This window comes from Novosphingobium sp. B1, assembly GCF_900176395.1.
Classification (GTDB): Bacteria; Pseudomonadota; Alphaproteobacteria; order Sphingomonadales; family Sphingomonadaceae; genus Novosphingobium.
In genome coordinates this window covers 67,120-87,347 of the sequence record NZ_FWXL01000003.1, presented here as the reverse complement: position 1 = coordinate 87,347, position 20,228 = coordinate 67,120, and the positions used below count along the sequence as shown (strand labels likewise).

19 protein-coding genes are annotated in these 20,228 nt (G+C 62.1%); 12 read left to right on the top strand and 7 right to left on the bottom strand.

What is annotated here, in order from left to right; all coding sequences use genetic code 11:
• Nucleotides 1–63 precede the first annotated feature (63 nt).
• The 4 genes from B9A23_RS06200 (at nt 64) to B9A23_RS06185 (ending at nt 4,375) form a co-directional block, all read left to right on the top strand.
• Nucleotides 64–1,089 carry an aspartate-semialdehyde dehydrogenase gene (locus B9A23_RS06200; protein WP_084278014.1) on the top strand — a complete coding sequence of 342 codons (1,026 nt, stop codon included), beginning with the start codon at nt 64–66 and terminating at the stop codon, nt 1,087–1,089.
• Nucleotides 1,090–1,096: 7 nt separating this feature from the next.
• On the top strand, nt 1,097–1,858 hold the full coding sequence (locus B9A23_RS06195; RefSeq protein WP_084278013.1) for an alpha/beta fold hydrolase: 762 nt from the start codon (nt 1,097–1,099) through the stop codon (nt 1,856–1,858).
• An 87-nt stretch (nt 1,859–1,945) separates the two neighbouring features.
• The gene (locus tag B9A23_RS06190; protein ID WP_084278012.1) at nt 1,946–3,760 is read left to right on the top strand and encodes a M2 family metallopeptidase; all 1,815 of its coding nucleotides are present in this window, start codon (nt 1,946–1,948) and stop codon (nt 3,758–3,760) included.
• 135 nt (nt 3,761–3,895) lie between these two features.
• Complete coding sequence (locus B9A23_RS06185; RefSeq protein WP_084278011.1) at nt 3,896–4,375, top strand: YbjN domain-containing protein; 480 nt, start codon at nt 3,896–3,898, stop codon at nt 4,373–4,375.
• Nucleotides 4,376–4,479: 104 nt separating this feature from the next.
• Here B9A23_RS06185 and B9A23_RS06180 read toward each other — a convergent pair whose 3' ends face one another.
• The 5 genes from B9A23_RS06180 to B9A23_RS06160 all read right to left on the bottom strand — a co-directional run bounded on the left by B9A23_RS06180 (nt 4,480) and on the right by B9A23_RS06160 (nt 8,622).
• Complete coding sequence (locus tag B9A23_RS06180; RefSeq protein ID WP_084278010.1) at nt 4,480–5,916, bottom strand: AMP nucleosidase; 1,437 nt, start codon at nt 5,914–5,916, stop codon at nt 4,480–4,482.
• A 154-nt stretch (nt 5,917–6,070) separates the two neighbouring features.
• Complete coding sequence (gene rplI / locus B9A23_RS06175) at nt 6,071–6,670, bottom strand: 50S ribosomal protein L9 (protein ID WP_084278009.1); 600 nt, start codon at nt 6,668–6,670, stop codon at nt 6,071–6,073.
• A gap of 12 nt (nt 6,671–6,682) precedes the next feature.
• Nucleotides 6,683–6,907 carry a 30S ribosomal protein S18 gene (rpsR, locus tag B9A23_RS06170; protein WP_011445073.1) on the bottom strand — a complete coding sequence of 75 codons (225 nt, stop codon included), beginning with the start codon at nt 6,905–6,907 and terminating at the stop codon, nt 6,683–6,685.
• A gap of 3 nt (nt 6,908–6,910) precedes the next feature.
• On the bottom strand, nt 6,911–7,273 hold the full coding sequence (gene rpsF / locus B9A23_RS06165; RefSeq protein WP_084278008.1) for a 30S ribosomal protein S6: 363 nt from the start codon (nt 7,271–7,273) through the stop codon (nt 6,911–6,913).
• Nucleotides 7,274–7,461: 188 nt separating this feature from the next.
• Complete coding sequence (locus B9A23_RS06160) at nt 7,462–8,622, bottom strand: acyltransferase family protein (protein ID WP_084278007.1); 1,161 nt, start codon at nt 8,620–8,622, stop codon at nt 7,462–7,464.
• A 146-nt stretch (nt 8,623–8,768) separates the two neighbouring features.
• Between B9A23_RS06160 and B9A23_RS06155 the strand changes: the two genes are divergently transcribed.
• Together B9A23_RS06155 and B9A23_RS06150 are read left to right on the top strand one after the other, a co-directional pair.
• Nucleotides 8,769–10,931, top strand: a complete 2,163-nt coding sequence (locus B9A23_RS06155; protein ID WP_084278006.1) for an EAL domain-containing protein — start codon at nt 8,769–8,771, stop codon at nt 10,929–10,931.
• A gap of 105 nt (nt 10,932–11,036) precedes the next feature.
• Nucleotides 11,037–11,978 (top strand): DUF808 domain-containing protein, encoded by a 942-nt coding sequence (locus B9A23_RS06150; RefSeq protein ID WP_084278005.1) that lies wholly within the window; start codon nt 11,037–11,039, stop codon nt 11,976–11,978.
• A 17-nt stretch (nt 11,979–11,995) separates the two neighbouring features.
• Here B9A23_RS06150 and B9A23_RS06145 read toward each other — a convergent pair whose 3' ends face one another.
• Nucleotides 11,996–12,364 (bottom strand): PilZ domain-containing protein, encoded by a 369-nt coding sequence (locus B9A23_RS06145; protein ID WP_084278004.1) that lies wholly within the window; start codon nt 12,362–12,364, stop codon nt 11,996–11,998.
• Between the two features lie 215 nt (nt 12,365–12,579).
• Between B9A23_RS06145 and B9A23_RS06140 the strand changes: the two genes are divergently transcribed.
• On the top strand, nt 12,580–13,125 hold the full coding sequence (locus B9A23_RS06140; protein WP_084278314.1) for a GNAT family N-acetyltransferase: 546 nt from the start codon (nt 12,580–12,582) through the stop codon (nt 13,123–13,125).
• Between the two features lie 66 nt (nt 13,126–13,191).
• Here the strand turns inward: B9A23_RS06140 and B9A23_RS06135 are convergent, their stop codons facing one another.
• Nucleotides 13,192–14,616 (bottom strand): Mur ligase family protein, encoded by a 1,425-nt coding sequence (locus B9A23_RS06135; RefSeq protein WP_084278003.1) that lies wholly within the window; start codon nt 14,614–14,616, stop codon nt 13,192–13,194.
• 87 nt (nt 14,617–14,703) lie between these two features.
• Between B9A23_RS06135 and B9A23_RS06130 the strand changes: the two genes are divergently transcribed.
• The 5 genes from B9A23_RS06130 (at nt 14,704) to B9A23_RS06110 (ending at nt 20,216) form a co-directional block, all read left to right on the top strand.
• Nucleotides 14,704–15,537 (top strand): LD-carboxypeptidase, encoded by an 834-nt coding sequence (locus B9A23_RS06130; protein ID WP_254895024.1) that lies wholly within the window; start codon nt 14,704–14,706, stop codon nt 15,535–15,537.
• A 75-nt stretch (nt 15,538–15,612) separates the two neighbouring features.
• Nucleotides 15,613–16,548: an ACP S-malonyltransferase gene (gene fabD, locus B9A23_RS06125; protein WP_084278313.1), complete on the top strand. Its 936-nt coding sequence runs from the start codon at nt 15,613–15,615 to the stop codon at nt 16,546–16,548.
• A gap of 4 nt (nt 16,549–16,552) precedes the next feature.
• Complete coding sequence (gene fabG, locus B9A23_RS06120; RefSeq protein ID WP_084278001.1) at nt 16,553–17,317, top strand: 3-oxoacyl-[acyl-carrier-protein] reductase; 765 nt, start codon at nt 16,553–16,555, stop codon at nt 17,315–17,317.
• A gap of 193 nt (nt 17,318–17,510) precedes the next feature.
• Nucleotides 17,511–18,638, top strand: coding sequence for a DNA polymerase III subunit beta (gene dnaN, locus B9A23_RS06115; protein ID WP_084278000.1), 1,128 nt, complete (start codon nt 17,511–17,513; stop codon nt 18,636–18,638).
• Between the two features lie 132 nt (nt 18,639–18,770).
• A complete protein-coding gene (locus B9A23_RS06110) occupies nt 18,771–20,216 on the top strand; it encodes a globin-coupled sensor protein (RefSeq protein WP_084277999.1) in 1,446 nt (481 codons plus the stop codon).
• Nucleotides 20,217–20,228 lie beyond the last annotated feature (12 nt).

Here is a 20,228-nt window from a genome sequence, read left to right as displayed (position 1 = left end):
GAACCAGCCGCTAGGAAACGGCCCGTCCGCCGCCTCAGGGCGGGCCGCAGGAAGGGAATGGAAATGGGTTACCGGGTTGTAGTGGTCGGTGCGACGGGGAATGTGGGCCGCGAGATGCTCAACATTCTGGCAGAGCGCGAGTTTCCCTGCGACGAGATCGCGGCACTGGCATCGTCGCGCTCGCAGGGCACCGAGATCGAGTTCGGCGAGACCGGCAAGATGCTGAAAGTCCAGAACGTCGACAACTTCGACTTCACCGGTTGGGACATTGCCCTGTTCGCAGCGGGCTCGGGCCCGACCCAGGTCCATGCGCCCCGCGCTGCGGCTGCGGGCTGCGTCGTGATCGACAACTCGTCGCTCTACCGCATGGACCCGGACGTGCCGCTGATCGTGCCCGAGGTAAACCCGGACGCCATCGACGGCTACACCGCGAAGAACATCATCGCCAATCCGAACTGCTCGACAGCGCAGATGGTCGTTGCGCTGAAGCCGCTTCACGATGCCGCCAGGATCAAGCGCGTTGTCGTCTCGACCTACCAGTCGGTGTCGGGCGCAGGCAAGGAAGGCATGGACGAACTGTTCGAGCAGAGCCGCGCGATCTTCGTCGGCGATCCGGTCGAGCCCAAGAAGTTCACCAAGCAGATCGCCTTCAACGTGATCCCGCATATCGACGTCTTTCTCGACGATGGTTCGACCAAGGAAGAGTGGAAGATGGTCGCCGAGACCAAGAAGATCCTCGATCCCAAGGTCAAGGTCACTGCCACCTGCGTGCGCGTGCCGGTGTTCATCGGCCATTCCGAATCGCTCAACATCGAGTTCGAGAACGAGATTTCGGCAGAGGAAGCGCAGGCCATCCTGCGCGAGGCGCCGGGCGTGATGCTGATCGACAAGCGCGAGAACGGCGGATACGTGACGCCGGTCGAATGCGTCGGCGATTTCGCGACCTTTGTTTCGCGGGTTCGCGAGGACTCGACCATCGACAACGGCCTGAACATCTGGTGCGTCTCGGACAACCTGCGCAAGGGTGCGGCGCTGAACGCGGTGCAGATCGCAGAGCTTCTCGGCCGTCGCCACCTCAAGAAAGGCTGATCATCCGATGACGGAAGCAACCACCGCGTTCTTCCCCGGCTTCGGCGGAGCGCAACTGGCGCTGCACCGCTTGGGGCAGGGGAGGCCGGTGGTGCTTCTGCATGGCCTGTTTTCCTCGGCGGAGGTCAACTGGATCAAGTTCGGGACGGCAGCGAAACTTGCCGAGGCTGGCTTCGAATGCCTGATGCCGGACTTGCGCGTGCATGGACGAAGTTCAGCGCCGCACGATCCGGCCGCCTATCCGCAGGACGTGCTGGTCCGTGATCTGGAGGCGCTTGTCGCCTATCTCGGCCTGACGGATTTCGATCTGGTCGGGTTCTCGCTGGGATCGCGCACGGCTGCCCGCGCGGTGATTGCCGGGATGAAACCGCGAAGGCTGGTGCTCTCCGGCATGGGTCTTGAAGGCCTTGCCGGCTGGGCGCGGCGGCAGGACTTCTTCCTCGACGTGATCGACCGCTTCGGCACGATCAAGCGCGATGATCCCGCCTATTTCTCCCAGCAGTTTCTCAAGACCATGGGCGTCGATCGTCTGGCGGCCCGGATGCTGCTTGGCACGATGGCCGACACTGACCCGGCGGAGCTTTCAGCCATCACCATGCACTGCCAGGTCCTTTGCGGCGATCAGGACAATGACAACGGATCGGCCGAGCGGCTGGCAGATGTCCTGCCCGACGCAACGCTGACTTTCATTCCCGGCACGCATATGAGCTGCGTCACGCGCCCAGAGATGGGCGAGCGCCTTGCGGAGTTCCTGACCGCGCAGGGTTGACCGGAACGGTTTCAAGGGTAACCAGAAGGAAGATGCGGTGGCCGTCTGTGCGGTTTCACCGTGTGCCCTCAGGGAGAGCCCAGGTTCATGAAATCGCTCGTTTCGGTAATCGCCATTGTCACTGCCATGTCCGGCACCCAGGTTTACGCGCAGTCCGCTGCACCTCTCAGCCCGGATGGCGTCAACGATTGGGTCAAGAAGGCTGAGGCCGAACTCTACGCCGCGACGATCAAGGCTTCGCGTGACGGCTGGATCTACGAAACCAACATCACCGACGACACGGCGTCGCTGACAGCAGAGACGAACGCGGGGTTCTCGGAACTGCAGGTGGCGCAAGCCAAGCAGGCGGCAGAATACGCCAAGGTGTCCGGTCTTTCCCCTGACATCGCACGCAAGCTTGTCATGTTCCGCACATCCATCACCGGCCCCGCACCGAGCACGCCCGGTGCTGCACAGGAATTCGCGACGATCCAGGCGCGCATCCAGGGCATGTACGGCAAGGGCGAAGGCCGGTTGAAGGGGCAGCCGATCAACGGCAGCGACATCGAGGAAGCGATGGGCACCAATCGCAATCCCGATGAGCTGAAGGAAATGTGGCTGAGCTGGCACGACAATGTCGGCAAGCCGATGAAGGCCGACTACGCCAGGATGATCGGCATCGGCAACGCGGGCGCGCAGGAGCTGGGCTTTGCCGACATGGGTGCCCTCTGGCGGTCGAATTACGACATGTCGCCAGATGACTTTGCAGCATTGACCGAGAAAGTCTGGAACGAGGTGAAGCCACTCTACAACCAGCTTCACTGTTACACGCGGATGAAGCTCAACTCCAAGTATGGCGATGCGGTTCAGCCCAGGAGCGGCCCGATCCGCGCCGACCTGCTGGGTAACATGTGGGCCCAGGAGTGGGGGAACATCTACCCGCTCGTCGCGCCCGAGGGAGCAGGCGATATCGGCTATGACGTTGGCGACCTGCTCAACGCCAAGGGCTATGACGCGGTCAAGATGGTCAAGGCGGGCGAGGGCTTCTATTCCTCGCTCGGCCTCTCGCCGCTGCCGCAGACGTTCTGGCAGCGATCGCAGTTCACCAAGCCGCGTGACCGCGATGTTGTATGCCATGCCTCCGCCTGGGATATCGACCAGAAGGACGATCTGCGCATCAAGATGTGCATCAAGGTGAATGGCGATGATTTCGTCACGATCCACCACGAGCTCGGTCACAATTATTATCAGCGCGCCTACAACAAGCAGGATCCGCTCTACCTGAATGGTGCCAACGATGGCTTCCACGAAGCCATTGGCGATTTCGTGGCCCTTTCGATCACGCCGGAGTATCTGGTCCAGATTGGCCTGCTTGATCGCAGCAAGGTTCCGCCAGCGGCGAAGGACACGGGCTTGTTGCTGCGCCAAGCGATGGACAAGATCGCCTTCCTGCCGTTCGGGCTGCTGATCGACCGTTGGCGCTGGGATGTGTTCAGCGGGAAGATCGCTCCTGCCGACTATCAGAAGGGCTGGGATGCCATGCGCCTGAAGTATCAGGGCATCGTGCCGCCTGCCGAGCGACCTGCCGATGCCTTCGACCCCGGTGCGAAGTACCATGTGCCGGCCAACGTGCCCTACACGCGGTATTTCCTTGCACGGGTGCTTCAGTTCCAGTTCTTCGAAGCGGCGTGCAAGCAGGCCGGCTGGAAGGGCCCGCTGCACCGCTGCAGCTTCTACGGGAACAAGCAAGTCGGCGCCAAGCTGAATGCGATGCTGGAAATGGGCGCATCGAAGCCTTGGCCGGACGCGCTGCAGGCCTTCACCGGCACCCGCGAGATCAGCGGCAAGGCCATGATCCGCTATTTCGCGCCGCTGACGAAGTGGTTGGCGAGCCAGACGAAGGGCCAATCCTGCGGGTGGTAAGAGCGAGGGCGGAGGCTGTTGCAGGCCTCCGCCACCCTTTTCACAAGACCCCTTGCCGAGGGCGCGCATTGATGGCAGCTTCATTCTCATAAACGAACGGGCCGGCAAGAGCCCTTTTCGGGATTGAGGATAGGGATGATCTGGAAGAGCCTGCTCGCGGCCGCAGCCGTGAGCGTTCTTACCCCTTCAGCGGCACAGGCAGCCACCAACTCGGTAAGTGCAGTCAGACCGGAAGGCGTGGCTGAAGCACTGAAGAATTTGGGTTATACCGCCGAACTTGCCAAGGACGGCAACGGCGACCCGCTTATCAACACCGAGATCGGTGGCTGGCAGGCAGCCCTGCTATTCTACGAATGCAACGAGAAAACCCACGACGCGTGCCAGTCGCTGCAGTTCGTTGCCAATTTCACGCCGGAAAAGAAATTCACCGCCGAAGACGCCGTTCGGTTCAACCGCAACACGCGCTTCGCATCGGTCTCGCTGGGCAAGGACGATGGCGTGATGATGACCTGGGACGTCGTGACCGGCAAAGGCATCGATTTCGAAGTATTCTCGAACTCGGTCGATATGTTCCGCAGCGCCATGGACACGCTCGGCACCGAAGTTTTCAAATAACCAGGACCGAGCTCCGGCCACCCCGGAGCGGAGGGACGCAACCTTGGCAATCCGCAAGCAGGGCTAGCTGCTTCGGATTGCCTTTTCTTTACGGCACTGCCGCGTCAGCGGAACGGTGGCTCGCTGAAGGCGCGCAGTTTGCGGCTGTGGAGGCGTGAACCCTCCTTCCGCAGAAGGTCGCACGCGGTCGTTCCGATGGCGAGATGCGCGGCAATGGCCTCTTCGTAAAAGCGATTGGCCTGCCCAGGCAGCTTGATTTCGCCATGGAGCGGCTTGTCGGATACGCATAGCAGGGTGCCGTAGGGCACACGGAAGCGATAGCCCTGCGCGGCTATCGTGGCGCTTTCCATGTCGATGCCAACCGCGCGGCTGAGCGAAAGGCGCCGCGCCGAATGCGTGTAGCGCAATTCCCAGTTGCGGTCGTCTGTCGTGACGATGGTGCCAGTGCGCATCCGCTTCTTGAGATCGGTGCCGCCTTCGCCGGATACGAGTTCGGCAGCCTGTTGCAACGCAACCTGCACCTCGGCGATGGCCGGGATGGGGATCTCTGGCGGCAGGACTGGATCGAGCACGTGATCGTCGCGCAAATAGGCGTGCGCAAGCACGTAGTCGCCAATCTTCTGAGTGGGCCGCAATCCGCCGCAATGGCCGATCATGAGCCAGGCTTCCGGGCGCAGAACAGCCAGATGATCGCAGATCGTCTTCGCGTTGGACGGGCCGACCCCGATATTGACCAGCGTAATGCCCGACTTGTCGGGCGCCACGAGGTGGTAAGCAGGCATCTGGTGCCGGCGCCAGGCAGTATCGGAAAGTCTGGCGCGGGCATTTTCGGTATGCGCATCCAGCGACAGGCCACCCGCACCAGTAAGCGCAACGTAGTTCTGCCCATCGATCTGCAGACCGGCCCAGTCAACGAACTCGTCGACATAGCGATGGTAGTTGGTGAAAAGGATGTAGCGCTGGAAGTCGTCGATACGGGTGCCGGTGTAATGCGCCAAGCGGGCAAGGCTGAAGTCGGTCCGCAGCCCGTCGAACAGCGAAAGCGGCATCGGCCCGTCGCCGATAACGTATTCGGCATCGGCGATCTCGTCGCCGATATGGGCAAGGTCGGTTGCAGGGAAATGCTTCGCCAGCTCTGGCGGGCTGACGCGGCCGATCTGTGCGCCATACGCTCCGTCCAGAACGTAGGGGAAGGGCATTTCCTGTCTCGAGCGACCGACTTCGATGGTCACATTGTAGGATGAACGGATCAGTTCGATCTGCTCGGCTAGGTAATCGGCAAAGAGCGCGGGGCGCGTGATCGTGCAGGCATATTCGCCGCGTTGCGTCAGTCGGCCGAATGCTCTGCCCGTGGCCTCATTGCCCGGATCGTCGTCGAGCCGGATACGCAGTTCCGGATAGCAGTATGAGCCGTCCTGCCTTTTGTCAGGCGAGGGCAGGGCTCCGGTGTTGGCGTAAGCGGCAATGTCCTCGCGCAGTTGCGCAACGGCCTCGTCGTAGAGGCGTGTAAGCTCGGAAATGATGGTTGCAGTTGTAGTCATCCACGGGATGTAGCGCAGGCGTGTTTCACTGCAAAGACCGACTTCAACTTGTCCCTGGCAACCCGGCAGTTGACTGACGAAAACGGGTAATCGAAAACGAAAAAGGGGCGCCCCGAAGGACGCCCCCAATTCTGTTGCCGAAAAAGCGTGAGCCTCAGGCTTCGGTCGCTTCCTCGCCGCCCTCGAGCAGCTCGGCCGGGATTTCGCCCGGTTCTGCGTTCGGATCGTAGGCTTCGGTGAAGCCGCCGCTCTCGTTGTCGAACATGGCGTCGATCACGTTGACGCCCTGCGACTGCAGTTCGGCCTCGTCCGGCGAACGGGCAACGTTGACCTTCACGTTGACCGAGACTTCGGGGTGGAGCGAAACCTTCACGTCGTAGACGCCAATGGTCTTGATCGGGCGTTCAAGCACGATCATGGCCTTGGTCACCTTCGAGCCCTGTTCGACCAGAGCGTCGGCGATGTCGCGAACCGAGACCGAGCCGTAAAGCTGGCCAGCGTTCGACGAAGCGCGGATGAGAACGACTTCCTTGCCTTCGACGTTGCCCGATTCGGACTTCGCTTCGTCGCGGCGAGCAGCGTTTTCAGCTTCGATGCGGGCGCGGTTGGCTTCGAAGACCTTGCGGTTGGCTTCGTTGGCGCGCAGCGCCTTCTTGTTGGGCAGCAGGAAGTTGCGGGCGTACCCGTCCTTCACGGTGACTTCGTCGCCGATGCCGCCCAGCTTCTCGATGCGCTCGAGCAGGATGATCTGCATGTTGGGCGCTCCTTACTTGACGATGTAGGGCAGGAGGCCGATGTGCCGGGCGCGCTTGATCGCCTGGCTCAGCTCACGCTGCTTCTTTGCCGAAACGGCGGTGATGCGCGACGGAACGATCTTGCCACGCTCGGACATGAAGCCCTGCAGCAGGCGCACGTCCTTGTAGTCGATCTTCGGCGCGTTCTTGCCCGAGAACGGGCAGCTCTTGCGGCGACGGAAAAACGGACGAGCCATGTCTTATTCCCCTTCGCGTTCGCGGCGACGGCTGCGCTCGCGATCGTTCTTGCGCATCATGACCGACGGGCCGGCTTCATGCTCGTCAACGCGGACGGTCATGTAGCGGATCACGTCTTCGTTGATCTGCGTCTGACGCTCGAGCTCGGCGATCACGTCGCCCGAAGCTTCGATGTTCAGTAGCACGAAGTGCGCCTTGCGGTTCTTCTGGATCTTGTAGGCCAGCGAGCGGAGGCCCCAGGTCTCGGTCTTGGTGACCTTGCCGTTGTTGCTCTCGACGATCTCGGTGGCGGTGGCTGCGAGCGTATCGACCTGAGCCTGGCTCAGATCCTGGCGCGCGAGAAAGACATGCTCATAAAGCGGCATGCTTTGTGCTTCCTTATCTAACTAACCGATCGCTGGCTTGTCCGCGGGATTGCGGGGCCCCTCCGGCTTTCTTCTTTCCGCGAAAGCGATTCACTCCGCGAAGGGGCGGCGCATAACGATTCCGGCCCGGAAAGCAAGCGTGATCTTTGCCGGCACGTCCTTGAAGGGCGCCGGCACTAGGGCTGACGTCATGGCGCAGGCGCGGGCACCTTTGCGGTCGCTTCGTAAGTCGTGGGCCGTGCAGGCGCACCGCAGAAGAGGGCCGCAGTAAGGTTCGTTGAGCGAGCGACGAGATAACTGAGCGTTGCAAGGATCAGGACGCCCGCTGCGGCAAGAAGCCAGTGTGCTTCGGCAGGGAGCGGCAAGGCGCGAACCACTGGCAGGAGGACCATCGCCCAGACGAGATGGAACAGATAGATGGCCAGCGCACCGTCGACGAAAAACGTGACGACCCTGCTGGGACGCGTGACGATTGCTGCAAGCCATCGGAAGAGCGCGAGCGAAATGAGATAAGCCAGCGGCAATTCGACGGCCCGCAAGATCAGCGCGCCTGTCAGGTCAGGATAGACCTCCTTGCCGAGGGCAGGCCTGAGCAATGGGTCGAGCGGCAGGTAGACGATCATCAAACCGACAATTCCCACCGGTATGAAGCGGCTGCGCAAGGCAAAGAGCCGATCTCCCAGGCAGCCATGCCACGCCATGACGCCGAGCGAGAAGGCGGCAGCATGAAAAGCGTATTGTTGCAAAAGCAAGGTTTCGCTGGGAGCGCCGGGAATGCCCGGGATCTGCTCGGTGGCGTAGTGCAGCAATCCCCACAGCGAGAGCATGCCGAGCAGCACGAGTCCGCCCGGACCCGAAAGCAGCATGGCGCGCCTTGTCGCCTCGCCCGGCCGGACCATGTGTAGCGGGATTGCCGCATATGTTGCGCAGAAGGCCAGCAAGACGACGAGGAACCAAAGGTGGTCGAGCGCCATCGGCAGACCGACAAATCCCGGTGACGGCTTTTTGAGAAGCGATTCCTGCAGTGCAAACTGGATCGCTCCAAGCGTGGAGATGCTCGCAAGGAACGGCAGACCCAGTCGCCGCAAACGCTCCTTCAGCCACGCTTGCGTGCCCTTCCGCTCGCGGATCATGCCCGCGAAGTATCCGGCAAGCAGGAAAAATGCGAACATGCGGAAAGCATGTGTCACGCTGGCCCAGCCGCCGATCAGCAACGAGCTCTGAAACTCGATCGCTGCCGGTTCGCTCTCGAAGATCGCCTTCGTTGCCACATGGAATGGAAGGCCCAGCAGCAGCAGTAGCGCCCGAGCGGCGTCGAGATGGTGAAGGCGGGTCACTGGGGCAGCCATGGCCGCCTCCTAGCCGCAAATCCGACAAGATGCGAGACTGCCTAGGTTGCGTAGCCGACTGGGCGGCAATTGTTAGGACGGTGGTAACGTCCTCGACATAAGCTCGGTCTGTTAAAGCGGCATTCTGCGTTTTCATCTTGGAAAACATGTTGGTGCGTGGGCTATTCAAGGGCCGGGAACGGCAGGAAGGCGGTGCGGCAGCAAAGACCGCCACCGCGGTCAAGCGTGGCACCGGCCTTGCTACTGAAAACTGCGCCCAATTGTTGTCCGAAATCGAACAAGCCGGAATAGCGTGGTTCTGGGCGACGGACGAGGCGGGCGGCATTTCCTACCTCTCGCCCACGATCGGCGAACGCGCACCGTCCTGGCTTGGCAAGCCTCTGACAGCGGTCATCGAGGCTGATCCAGATGACCCTCCCGAAGATGGCGCGCGACCTTTGACTTTCCTGCTGTCGTCGCACGGTCGCATTGACGAAATGATTGTCCGCTTTTCGGAGAGCGACGGGAAAGTGCGGTGGTGGGCGTTGAGCGGCCAGCCGCATTGGCAATCAGACGGCAGCTTTGGCGGCTATCGCGGCATGGCCCGTGATGTCACGGCACAATACACGCGCCGACGCGATGACAGCCGTGCCGCCGAGTTCGATTCGCTTACCCGGCTTTTCAACCGCCACCGGATGACGCAACGGCTCGACAGCATCCTGTCAGCGTTCCGCCCGGCAGGTCGTTGCTGCAGCATCCTCATGCTTGACCTCGACAAGTTCAAGCACGTGAACGACACTCTCGGGCATCCCGCCGGTGATGAGCTGTTGCGGCAGGTTGCAGACAGGTTGCGCAAGGCGATCGGTGACCGTGGCGATATCGGGCGTCTGGGTGGGGACGAGTTCCAGGTCATCCTTCCCGATGTCGATGATCGCGGCCGCTTGGGCGAACTTGCCTCGCGGATCATCCAGAGTGTTTCGCAACCCTACTCACTCGAGGGGAAAAGGGCGGTCATCGGCACCTCTGTCGGAATTGCAGTTGCGCCGCATGACGGAGACACGCGTGAGGTCCTCGTCGCCTCGGCCGACCTTGCTCTCTATGCTGCCAAGAATGGCGGGCGCGGGCAGTTCCGTTTCTTCTCGTCCGAACTGAAGGACGAAGCACAGGAGCGCACGCTGCTGGCCAACGATCTTCGCGAAGCACTGTCGCGGGACGAACTGGAACTGCATTACCAGCCGGTCATCCGCATAGCGGACAACGTCGTCGTAGGGTTCGAGGCGCTGATGCGCTGGAATCACCCGGAACGCGGCCCCATCGCGCCGTCTGTCTTCATTCCGATCGCGGAGGAGACCAATCTTGTCGTGGCGCTGGGCGAGTGGGCCTTGCGCAAGGCGTGCAGCGACGCTGTCAACTGGCCTGAGGATGTGCGTCTCGCTGTCAACGTTTCGCCGGTCCAGTTTGCAATGCCGGGTTTCGTGACCACCGTGGCAGCAGCACTTTCAGGAAGCGGTATGGCAGCTGCGCGGCTCGAACTCGAGCTCACCGAGACAGTTTTCATGCGCGACAGCGAAACCGTCGACATGACGTTTGCCGCGCTCAAGGGATTGGGCGTTCGCCTTGCTCTGGATGACTTCGGCACCGGCTATTCCTCGCTCAGCTACTTGCGATCGGCGCCCTTCGACAAGCTCAAGGTGGATCGCAGTTTCGTCGAAAACTGTGCAGCAAGGGACCAGAACAGCGCAAAGATCATCTCCGCGATACTTGGGCTTGCCGACGCGCTGGGCATGGAAACCACCGTCGAGGGCGTGGAGGCTTTCGATCAGCTCGAAGTCGTGCGGGAAAAGGGCGCACGGCTTCTGCAGGGGCACCTGTTCGCGCAGGCAATGCCGATCGCTGATGTCGAGGCGAGGCTGGCAAGCGGGGCCCTGTGCTTCGAGCCGCAGGGCCCGGTTCGGCACCGGCCCGAACGGCGTACGGTCTTTCGCCGGGTCGGCATAATCCACGAGGATTACCGATACGAAGCGGTGATGCGCGACTTGTCACGCACCGGCGCGCGCATCGATGGCTTGGCGGGAGTTCCTGTCGGGACCATTCTCGTTGTCGATCTGGGCGGGGGGCAATTGGTCGTATCGACAGTGGTGCGTGCGTCCGACGCCCAGATCGGGGTCGAATTCGAAACGCCGCTGACCAGCGATGGTGCAGGAGGTCTGTGCACGCGGTGGCGAGTTTCGCCGTTGCGGCTTGCGGCTGCAACTGCGGCTGCGTCGTCATCCCGCGCCACACCGCAGTTCGTCGAGGTTGCTGTCCCCGGGATGCGCGAGCGCGGTTGAATTCTGCCGGGTCATACGGAACGGCGCGTGGACCCTTGCGCTCTTTCGCGCGTTCCCGCACATCCCTGCGTCAAACCAGTCTCGAACCAAGGACAGCTCTTCATCATGCCCACCGGCCTAGTTGCCCTCCTGGACGACGTGTCCGTTATTGCCCGTGCTGCGGCGGCGTCGCTTGACGATGTCGGCGCGGCCGCCGCCAAGGCCGGTACGAAGGCTGCGGGCGTCGTGATTGATGACGCTGCGGTCACTCCGTCCTACGTGACTGAGTTCACGCCTGATCGCGAATTGCCCGTGATCGCGCGGATCGCTCGCGGCAGCCTGTTCAACAAGCTTGTCATTCTTCTTCCCGCAGCCTTGCTGCTCAGCGCGTTCCTGCCTGGCGCAATCACGCCTCTGCTGATGGCCGGCGGACTTTTCCTGTGCTTCGAAGGCGCGGAAAAACTGATGGAGAAGCTTGGCGGGGAAAAGCACGGCGAAACCCTTGACGATCAGCCGACCGACGCTGCCGCTTTCGAGCAGCAGCGCGTTTCAGGAGCAGTCAGGACCGACCTGATCCTGTCAGCCGAGATCATGGCCATCGCGCTGGCAGAAGTTTCCGATCAGGGAATTTTCCAGCAAGGCCTGATCCTCGCGCTCGTCGGTGTAGTCATCACCATCGCGGTTTACGGAGCCGTTGGCCTGATCGTGAAGATGGACGATATCGGGCTGCATCTGGTCAAGAAGACCTCCTTGGCCGCGCAGGCTGTCGGGCGTTTCCTGCTTAAGGCGATGCCTGTCCTGCTGGCCCTGCTCGCCACGGTCGGGACCGCCGCGATGCTGTGGGTCGGCGGCGGCATCATCCTTCACGGTGCAGAAGTGCTGGGCTGGCACGCGCCGGCCGATCTTGCCCATGCGGCGCAGCATGCTGTCGAACATGCCACCGGGCCATTGGGCGGCGTGCTGGGTTGGCTGACCTACGCGGTCATTTCAGCAATCGTCGGCGTTATTCTCGGCGCCATCGTGGCCTTTGTCGTCCACGCGATCGGCAAGGCGCGCGGCAAGCATTGAGCGCATTCTTTACCGCTTCAGGCGGCGTAGCGCACCGGTGCCAGCTTGGGGGCATTGGCTTCGCGATACAGCCGGATGGCGAATTCGCTGACGAGCCGTTCGAACACCTCGTCGTGCAGCCTGTGTTCGAACTCGAGCCCGCTCACGCGGTCGCGGCTCCAGACCACGAAGGCGAGTTTCGTTTTAAGGCCCGGCAGCATCAGATGGATCGGCTCGTCGATGCGGAGCTTTTCCAGGCCCTCGATCTTCGCGCCATACTGGTTGAGATCCTTAAGGATGACCGTTGACCTTGTTGCCCCGTGCTTGCAGCGCACTGGCAGCTCGATCCCTACGCGCGTCGACCGCCGTTTCGGGTCCTGATCGCTGCTTTCCCGATCGCTCCACATGGCTTGAACCTCCACTTGCGTTAACCACGGTAACAAGAACGACGCACCGGACTTCGCTTTCAGGCCATCCGCGGTTTTCCTTAATGTTGCGCTTGCTGCAATTCACCATGCGCAATCTGCATCGCAGCGCGGACAGGTGATTGCGCTGGATCAAGGCCGAACTGCAGCGCGCGGGTATTGCCGGTGAGACTTCACGATCTGCAGGAGCGATCCCGATGACAGCCCATATTGAAGCCACCACGCTGGCCGAACTTGCCCCGGTGCGCACATTCACGACGCGTAGCGGTACCGTCCTTGATGTTCGTGCGGCCTTTGCCGAAGACGCGGGCTTGCTCGCCACGTTCTTCGATCAGGTCAGCGACGAGGACCGTCGCTTCCGCTTTCTCGCTGCATGCCACCACATCAGCGACGCGCAACTCGCGCCGCTGACACATGTCGACCACTGGCGCAGCGAAAGCTTCCTCGCTTTCGAGCGGACCAGCGGCGTGCTCGTGGCATCAGCCATCCTTGCGTGCGACGCTCACATGAACGCTGGCGAGATTGCCGTTTCGGTTCGCCGCGATTTCCGCAATCGCGGCATCGGATGGGCAATGCTCGATCTGCTTGGCGAAGAAGCTCGCAAGAGGGGATTGCAGCGGGTCATCTCGATCGAGGACCGCGAAAACCATGCCGCAATCGAGCTTGAGCGCGAGCGTGGCTTCCTTGCGCACGGCATCGAAGGCGATCCGCATCTCGTGATGCTTGAAAAGCGGTTCGACTGACAATCACCTTCGGGTCGCTACGAAGGTAGCGTCCGGACGCCTTGCAAGGAGTCCGGACCATGCAAGTCAAGGCAGGCGTTCGAGGACTGCGCGTGCGAACTGGGCCAAGGTATCGTCGCGTGCGCCCATGATCACGATGCGGTCGCCGGGGCGGGCCAGGTCAACAAGCCGGTCGCCGCATGCGTCGCGCTCGGCAATGTGCTCAGCCGTACCGCCATGCTCGCGTATCATGGCGACAATTCGCCCGGAGCCGACCGAGCGATCCACCGTTCCGCCGAAATAGACGGGATCGCACAGAAGCGAAACGTCGTCTGTTCCCAAGCGGGTGGCGAGAACTTCAGCCAGTTCGTGGCCCATCTGCCGCAAGGGACCGTATCCATGCGGCTGGAAGAACGCGATGACCCGGCCCGGATGGGCTTTGAGTGTTGCAAGCGTCGCCGCGACCTTCTCCGGATTATGGCCGAAGTCGTCGATCACCGTAATGCCGGAAGGTGAGGTGCCAACGATGTCGAACCTGCGTGCCAAGCCCGCGAAGCCGCCCAGATGACGCACCGCATCTTCAAGCTCAACGCCGGCCGCAGTTGCTGCGGCAAGCGCCGCCAGAGCGTTGGCGAGGTTATGTCGGCCTGGCACCTGCAGGGCAAGCGCATGCGTCTGCCTGTTGCGACGATCGATCACCTCGGCGGAAATGCCCGTGGCGCTTTCCTTGATCGTTATCAGGTTGACCGAAATGTCGGCGTTCGAAGCCAGACCGAAAGAAATGGACTGCCGTGCGCCGGGCAGGAGGGCGAGGCTTTCTGGATCGTCTGCGTTGACGATTGCGATTTCTGCCCGCGCAAGAAACGCGCTGAACAGCTCGCGCAGTTCCTCAAGGCTCTTGTGATCGAGGCTGACGTTGTTGAGGACGGCAATCGTGGGCCGGTAAAGTGCGATCGAGCCGTCGCTCTCGTCCACCTCTGCCACGAATGCGCTGCCGTTTCCGACCCGTGCGGATGCGAATGGCACGTCGTCGGAGGCGAAGTTCTTCATGACCGCACCGTTCATGATCGTCGGATCGCGTCCAGCCGACGTGAGTATCCAGCCGATCATGCCGGTAACGGTCGATTTTCCGCTGGTTCCGCCGATCGCAATCCGCGACGGAGCGACGTTGAACAGGGTCGACAGCAACTGGGCCCGGCTCATGCGCTCGCAGCCCAATTCTTTCGCCTTGCCGACTTCAGGGACGGTATCTTCGATGGCTGCCGACGCGACAAGCACCTGCTCGTGCGATCTCAAACCTGAACCATCCTGCGGGAACAGCTCGAAACCAAGCCGCTCAAGCCACGCGAACTTATCCGGTGTACGCCCCTGATCGCGGCTACGGTCCGAGCCTGCGACGCGCGCGCCAAGCCCCCGCAGGATCAGCGCCAGCGGGAGCATGCCCGACCCGCCAATGCCGCAAAAGAACCAGGGGCGCGAGGCGAGCTGTGTCGGAGAATTGGCAGTCGTCATGGTTTGACCGGTATGCGGGAGCGGGCTTGGTGACAACCTTGCTATTGTCGCTTTCAACCGATGCCCGAAACGCGCTACGGTCAAGAAGTGACCATTCGCATTGCCATCTGCGCTCCTTCGACGCCGTTTACGCAAGCCGACGCGATCCGGGTCGAGGCGCTTGCGCGGGTGGAATTCCCGGATCTTTCGCTGCAGTTTCATCAGCAGTGCTTCGCCAGCGATGGCCACTTTGCGGGGACCGACGCGCAACGGCTGGCTGCGTTTGTCGAATGCGCAAACGATCCCGCGTTCGCTGCCGTCTGGTTCGTTCGGGGCGGCTACGGTGCATGCCGTATCGCGCTGGACGCCCTGCAGCTGCTGGAGGCTGCCGCCTATGACAAGCAGTACCTTGGCTACTCGGATGCCGGCATACTGCTCGGCTCCCTGTATCGCGCCGGCATCGGCAAAAGCGTTCATGCGCCGATGCCGGTCGATTTGCGGCGCGATGGTGGCGATGCTGCGGTCCGGCGCTCGTTGGCATGGCTGCAGGGTGACCGTTCGGGCCTTGAGCCAAGTCTCGAAACGCGCCTTGGGGATCGCAAGCCGGCCGTCGCCTTCAATCTGATGACGCTTGCCATGCTTTGCGGCACGCCTCTCCTGCCTGACCTGTCCGGGCATGTCGTCATGGTCGAAGAAGTTGCCGAATACGATTATGCGGTTGATCGGCTGCTCTTTCATGTCACGAGTTGCCTGGCCTCCGTCGGTATCGCGGGTCTGCGCCTTGGCCGGGTCAGCCAGGCGCCGGAGAACGATCGACCATTCGGGCATCCGGTCGAGGACATGGCGCGACACTGGTGCATGCGCAGCGGAATTGCCTATCTCGGTCGTGCCGACATCGGGCATGATAGCGACAATCGCATCGTGCCCTTCGGGCTTGCCTGAACGGGCTTGCGGCAATAGGGCGCGCCACCACGAACAATGGGCCGCGAAGTGGCCAACACGATGCAGGAGACTCCGATGCGAGCATTCGTTTTCCCGGGGCAGGGCAGCCAGAAGGTTGGCATGGGCCTCGAACTTGCCGAAGCCAGCGCGGCCGCGCGCGAGGTGTTCGAGGAGGTGGACGACGCGCTCGGCCAGAAGCTCTTCCAGATCATGAAGGAAGGCCCGGAAGACGTTCTGACCCTTACCGAGAATGCCCAGCCAGCGATCATGGCGAATGCCATCGCGGTGCTGCGCGTGCTGGAGCGGGAAGGCGGCATCACGCTTGCCGAGAAGGCCGATTTCGTTGCTGGCCACAGTCTGGGCGAATATACGGCGCTTTGTGCCGCTGGTGCCTTCAGCCTTGCCGATACGGCTCGCTTGCTCAAGCTGCGCGGCCAGTCGATGCAGGCCGCCGTGCCGGTTGGACAGGGCGCGATGTGCGCACTGCTTGGGGCTGACATCGAAAAGGCCACTGCTCTGGCGCAAGCTGCTGCCGAAGACGAAGTGTGCACCGTCGCCAATGACAACGACCCGACGCAGGTGGTACTTTCGGGCCACAAGGCTGCGATCGAGCGCGCGGTGGCGATGGTCAAGGACCACGGCATCAAGCGCGGCGTGCTTCTGCCGGTTTCCGCCCCGTTCCATTGCCCGTTGATGCAGCCTGCGGCCGATGCCATGGCTGAAGCCTTCGAGAAAACGCCGCCATCGGCCTTGCGCACTGCGCTGTTTGCCAATGTCACCGCTTCGGTCGTCACGGATCCTGCCGAAGTGAAGCGCCTTCTGGTCGAACAGGTGACGGGACGCGTCCGCTGGCGCGAGAGCGCCATTGCAATGAAGGATGCTGGCGTCGAGCAGTTTATCGAACTTGGCGGCAAGGTCCTTGGCCCGATGATCAATCGCTCGGTCGCCGACGTTTCCGTTACCAGCGTCGTCGGCATGGCCGACATCGATGCGATCCTCAAGGAGCTCTGAGCCCATGGAAAACCGTCTTTTTGACCTTAGCGGAATGACCGCGCTCGTCACCGGTGCCGCTGGCGGCATTGGCTCGTCCATCTGCCACGCTCTGGCGCGGCAAGGCGCGCGCATCGCGCTTTCGGGTACAAACCCCGCCAAGCTGCGCGCCTTCCGCGAAGAACTGAACGACACTTACGGCCACGATCATGTCGAGATCACCTGCGACTTGTCGAATACCGAACAGGTCGAGCATCTCGTGCCCGCCGCCATGGATACGCTGGGCAAGCTCGACATCCTCGTCAACAACGCAGGCATCACGCGCGACAACCTCGCGATGCGAATGAAGGACGAGGAATGGGATGCGGTGATCCGCGTCAACCTCGAAGCTGCCTTCCGCCTGATGCGCGCCGCCACCAAGCCGATGATGAAGGCCCGTTTTGGCCGGATCGTCACGATCACCAGTGTTGTCGGTGCGACGGGCAACCCCGGTCAGGTAAACTACGCCGCTGCCAAGGCTGGCCTTGTCGGCATGTCGAAGTCGCTCGGGCAGGAACTCGCCAGCCGCGGCGTGACAGTCAACTGCGTGGCGCCGGGCTTCATCCGCACGGCGATGACCGACGTCCTGCCCGATGGGCAGAAGGACGCGCTCAATGCTCGCATTCCCATGGGTCGCATGGGTGAAGGATCTGACATCGGTGCAGCCGTCGCCTACCTTGCCTCGAAGGAAGCCGGCTACGTCACCGGGCAGACACTTCATGTCAACGGCGGCATGGCGATGATGTCCTGATCTCCGGCCAAGGCTGAATCCGGCGGGTTTATCCCCAACTTAGGCCTTGATGGCGGGGCCGGTGCTTGCCGAGTCCCGCCTCTGCGTTAAGACAGGCAGTCCGAACCGAACGCCGGGGAGCATGATTCCCCGGTTCAGCCATATTCACGGGGCAGGGCCGTCGGGCTTTGCCTCCGGGGGGATCGAGACGAGAATGAAGGCGACGATCGAACGCGCGACGCTCCTGCGCTGCCTGTCCCACGTCCAGTCTGTGGTCGAGCGCCGCAACACGATACCGATCCTGTCGAACGTGCTGATTGAAGCTGCGCCCGACAGCACGGTGCGCCTGATGGCAACCGACCTCGACCTGCAGATCGTCGAGACCATGGCCGCCGTCTCGGTCGAAGGGCCGGGCGCGATCACCGTATCGGCTCACCTGCTGTTCGACATCGCGCGCAAGTTGCCCGATGGCAGCCAGGTCAGCCTCGAAACGTCCGACAACCGCATGATCGTCAAGGCCGGCCGCAGCCGCTTCCAGTTGCCGACCCTGCCGCGTGACGATTTCCCGGTGATCGTCGAAGGCGATCTGCCCACCAGCTTCGAAGTGCCTGCGCGCACTCTGGCCGAACTGATCGACCGCACCCGTTTCGCGATTTCCACTGAAGAGACGCGCTATTACCTGAACGGCATTTTCCTGCACGTTTCCGAAGATGCGCAGCCAGTGCTCAAGGCAGCCGCAACCGACGGCCACCGACTTGCACGCTTCACCGTGCCTCGGCCCGAAGGCGCGGAAGGCATGCCTGACGTGATCGTGCCGCGCAAATGCGTGGGCGAACTGCGCAAGCTGCTCGAAGAAGTGCTCGATACCGCAGTGCTGATCGATCTTTCGGCCAGCAAGGTGCGCTTCACGCTCGGCGGTGAAAATGGCGTGGTGCTCACCAGCAAGCTGATCGATGGCACGTTCCCCGATTACAGCCGCGTCATTCCCACAGGCAACGACAAGCTGCTGAAGCTTGATCCGCGCTCCTTCTTCGAAGGTGTCGACCGTGTGGCGACCATCGCCACGGAAAAGACCCGCGCGGTGAAGATGGCGCTGGAGAACGATCGCGTCACCTTGTCCGTCACCAGTCCGGACAACGGCACGGCTGCAGAAGAGCTGCCCGCAAGCTATTCGGCAACCGGGTTCGAAATCGGCTTTAACGCCAATTATCTCAAGGACATCCTGAACCAGATCGATGGGGACACGGTCGAGCTTCATCTGGCTGATGCCGGTGCGCCGACATTGATCCGCAGGGATGACAAGTCGCCAGCGCTTTACGTGCTGATGCCGATGCGCGTCTGACAAAGTGGCAGGGATCAGCGTGATACAAGGTTAACCGCGTCTTCTGCGTGGCTTCCGTATTGGAAACCCTGCCCCTATTACCGTATTTCAAATGGAAGGCGTCATGTTCGGCTCGACACAGGAGTACCGAGCATGTCGAGTTCCTACGATCCGCAGGTCATCGCCAAGAAGCTGGCGTTCTTCAACATCGGCGCCGAGGATCTCGCTCGCTTCCCGCAAATAGCTGCAGCCTTGCGCACGCATGCGCCGCCGGCTCTGGACAAGCTGTACGACCAGATTTCGGCGACTCCGGAAACATCGAGGTTCTTTGGCTCCCGTGCCGCGATGAACCACGCCCGCGACAAGCAGATCGATCACTGGGCTGGCATGTTCGGGGGCTCGGTCGACAAGACCTACTTCGATAGCGCTGAACGTATCGGCAATGTCCATGCCCGGATCGGTCTCGAGCCTGGCTGGTACATCGGTGCCTATGCATCGGTCCTTGAAAACATCGTCAACAAGATGTTCGGCGGGTTCTCGGCGCTCTTTCGACGCCGGCAACTGGCGCGCTCGGTCGGCTCGATGATCAAGATGGCGCTGCTTGATATGGAGGTGGCTTTATCTACCTATTTCAAGGCTGAGGAAGCAGCGCGCGTTGCCGTGATCGACGAGGTCAGCGCAACCTTGCGCGCCATGGCGGAAGGGGATTTCGCCACGCCGGTCCCCGACCTCCCTACCGCCTTTGCCGAATTGCAGAAGCATCTCGATGGCATGCGCGTGCAAGTGTCGGGCGTTCTGCGCAATGTGGCCGATACCTCCGGCTCGGTTGACGTCGGAGCCAAGCAGATCCGTCAGGCTTCGGACGATCTTGCGCGGCGCACCGAACAGCAGGCTGCCAGCCTCGAGGAAGCCTCGGCAGCAGTCACGGCACTTGCATCCACGGTCAGCACCACCGCTGGAGATGCCGCGCACATGCACGATTCGGTCCAGCAGGCCCATGGTGAGGCCATGCGCGGCGGTGAAGTTGTCGGGGAAGCCGTGCAGGCGATGAACGACATTCACAACTCTGCCCAGGAGATCGGGAAGATCATCTCGGTGATCGATGGCATCGCATTCCAGACAAATCTGTTGGCGCTCAATGCAGGTGTCGAGGCTGCACGCGCCGGTGATGCGGGGCGGGGCTTCGCTGTCGTTGCAACCGAAGTTCGGGCCCTTGCGCAGCGAACGGCCGATGCCGCGCGCGATATCAAGCACCTGATCACGGCCAGTTCCACCCAGGTGGAGCGGGGCGTCAGCCTGGTTGGCCAGACCGGCGATACTTTCGCGATCATCGTCGAGCAGGTTGGCCATGTGGCCGGTCTTGCCAGCAGTATTGCCGCCATGGCGCAAGACCAGGCGGGCAGCATCGGCCAGGTCCGCGAAACCGTTCGCGAGATGGACACCATGACCCAGCAGAACGCCGCCATGGTCGAAGAAGCTACGGCCGCGGCCCGCAGCCTTGCCGGCGAGGCCAATCGCCTTTCGGCATTGGTTTCGCAATTCAGGCTGGAAAGCGCGGGCGGATACTCCGCCAGCGCAGGCCTGCGCAACGCCGCCTGAAGCGGCTGGTTA

Coding starts and splice junctions, on each gene's coding strand:
- rpsF (WP_084278008.1), bottom strand. CDS start 7,273: ATGCCGCTTTATGAGCATGTCTTTCTCGCGCGCCAGGATCTGAGCCAG.
- B9A23_RS06145 (WP_084278004.1), bottom strand. CDS start 12,364: ATGTGGAGCGATCGGGAAAGCAGCGATCAGGACCCGAAACGGCGGTCG.
- dnaN (WP_084278000.1), top strand. CDS start 17,511: ATGAAGGCGACGATCGAACGCGCGACGCTCCTGCGCTGCCTGTCCCAC.
- B9A23_RS06140 (WP_084278314.1), top strand. CDS start 12,580: ATGACAGCCCATATTGAAGCCACCACGCTGGCCGAACTTGCCCCGGTG.
- fabD (WP_084278313.1), top strand. CDS start 15,613: ATGCGAGCATTCGTTTTCCCGGGGCAGGGCAGCCAGAAGGTTGGCATG.
- B9A23_RS06160 (WP_084278007.1), bottom strand. CDS start 8,622: ATGGCTGCCCCAGTGACCCGCCTTCACCATCTCGACGCCGCTCGGGCG.
- B9A23_RS06135 (WP_084278003.1), bottom strand. CDS start 14,616: ATGACGACTGCCAATTCTCCGACACAGCTCGCCTCGCGCCCCTGGTTC.
- B9A23_RS06180 (WP_084278010.1), bottom strand. CDS start 5,916: ATGACTACAACTGCAACCATCATTTCCGAGCTTACACGCCTCTACGAC.
- B9A23_RS06190 (WP_084278012.1), top strand. CDS start 1,946: ATGAAATCGCTCGTTTCGGTAATCGCCATTGTCACTGCCATGTCCGGC.
- rplI (WP_084278009.1), bottom strand. CDS start 6,670: ATGCAGATCATCCTGCTCGAGCGCATCGAGAAGCTGGGCGGCATCGGC.
- B9A23_RS06155 (WP_084278006.1), top strand. CDS start 8,769: ATGTTGGTGCGTGGGCTATTCAAGGGCCGGGAACGGCAGGAAGGCGGT.
- B9A23_RS06200 (WP_084278014.1), top strand. CDS start 64: ATGGGTTACCGGGTTGTAGTGGTCGGTGCGACGGGGAATGTGGGCCGC.
- B9A23_RS06195 (WP_084278013.1), top strand. CDS start 1,097: ATGACGGAAGCAACCACCGCGTTCTTCCCCGGCTTCGGCGGAGCGCAA.
- B9A23_RS06185 (WP_084278011.1), top strand. CDS start 3,896: ATGATCTGGAAGAGCCTGCTCGCGGCCGCAGCCGTGAGCGTTCTTACC.
- B9A23_RS06150 (WP_084278005.1), top strand. CDS start 11,037: ATGCCCACCGGCCTAGTTGCCCTCCTGGACGACGTGTCCGTTATTGCC.
- fabG (WP_084278001.1), top strand. CDS start 16,553: ATGGAAAACCGTCTTTTTGACCTTAGCGGAATGACCGCGCTCGTCACC.
- rpsR (WP_011445073.1), bottom strand. CDS start 6,907: ATGGCTCGTCCGTTTTTCCGTCGCCGCAAGAGCTGCCCGTTCTCGGGC.
- B9A23_RS06110 (WP_084277999.1), top strand. CDS start 18,771: ATGTCGAGTTCCTACGATCCGCAGGTCATCGCCAAGAAGCTGGCGTTC.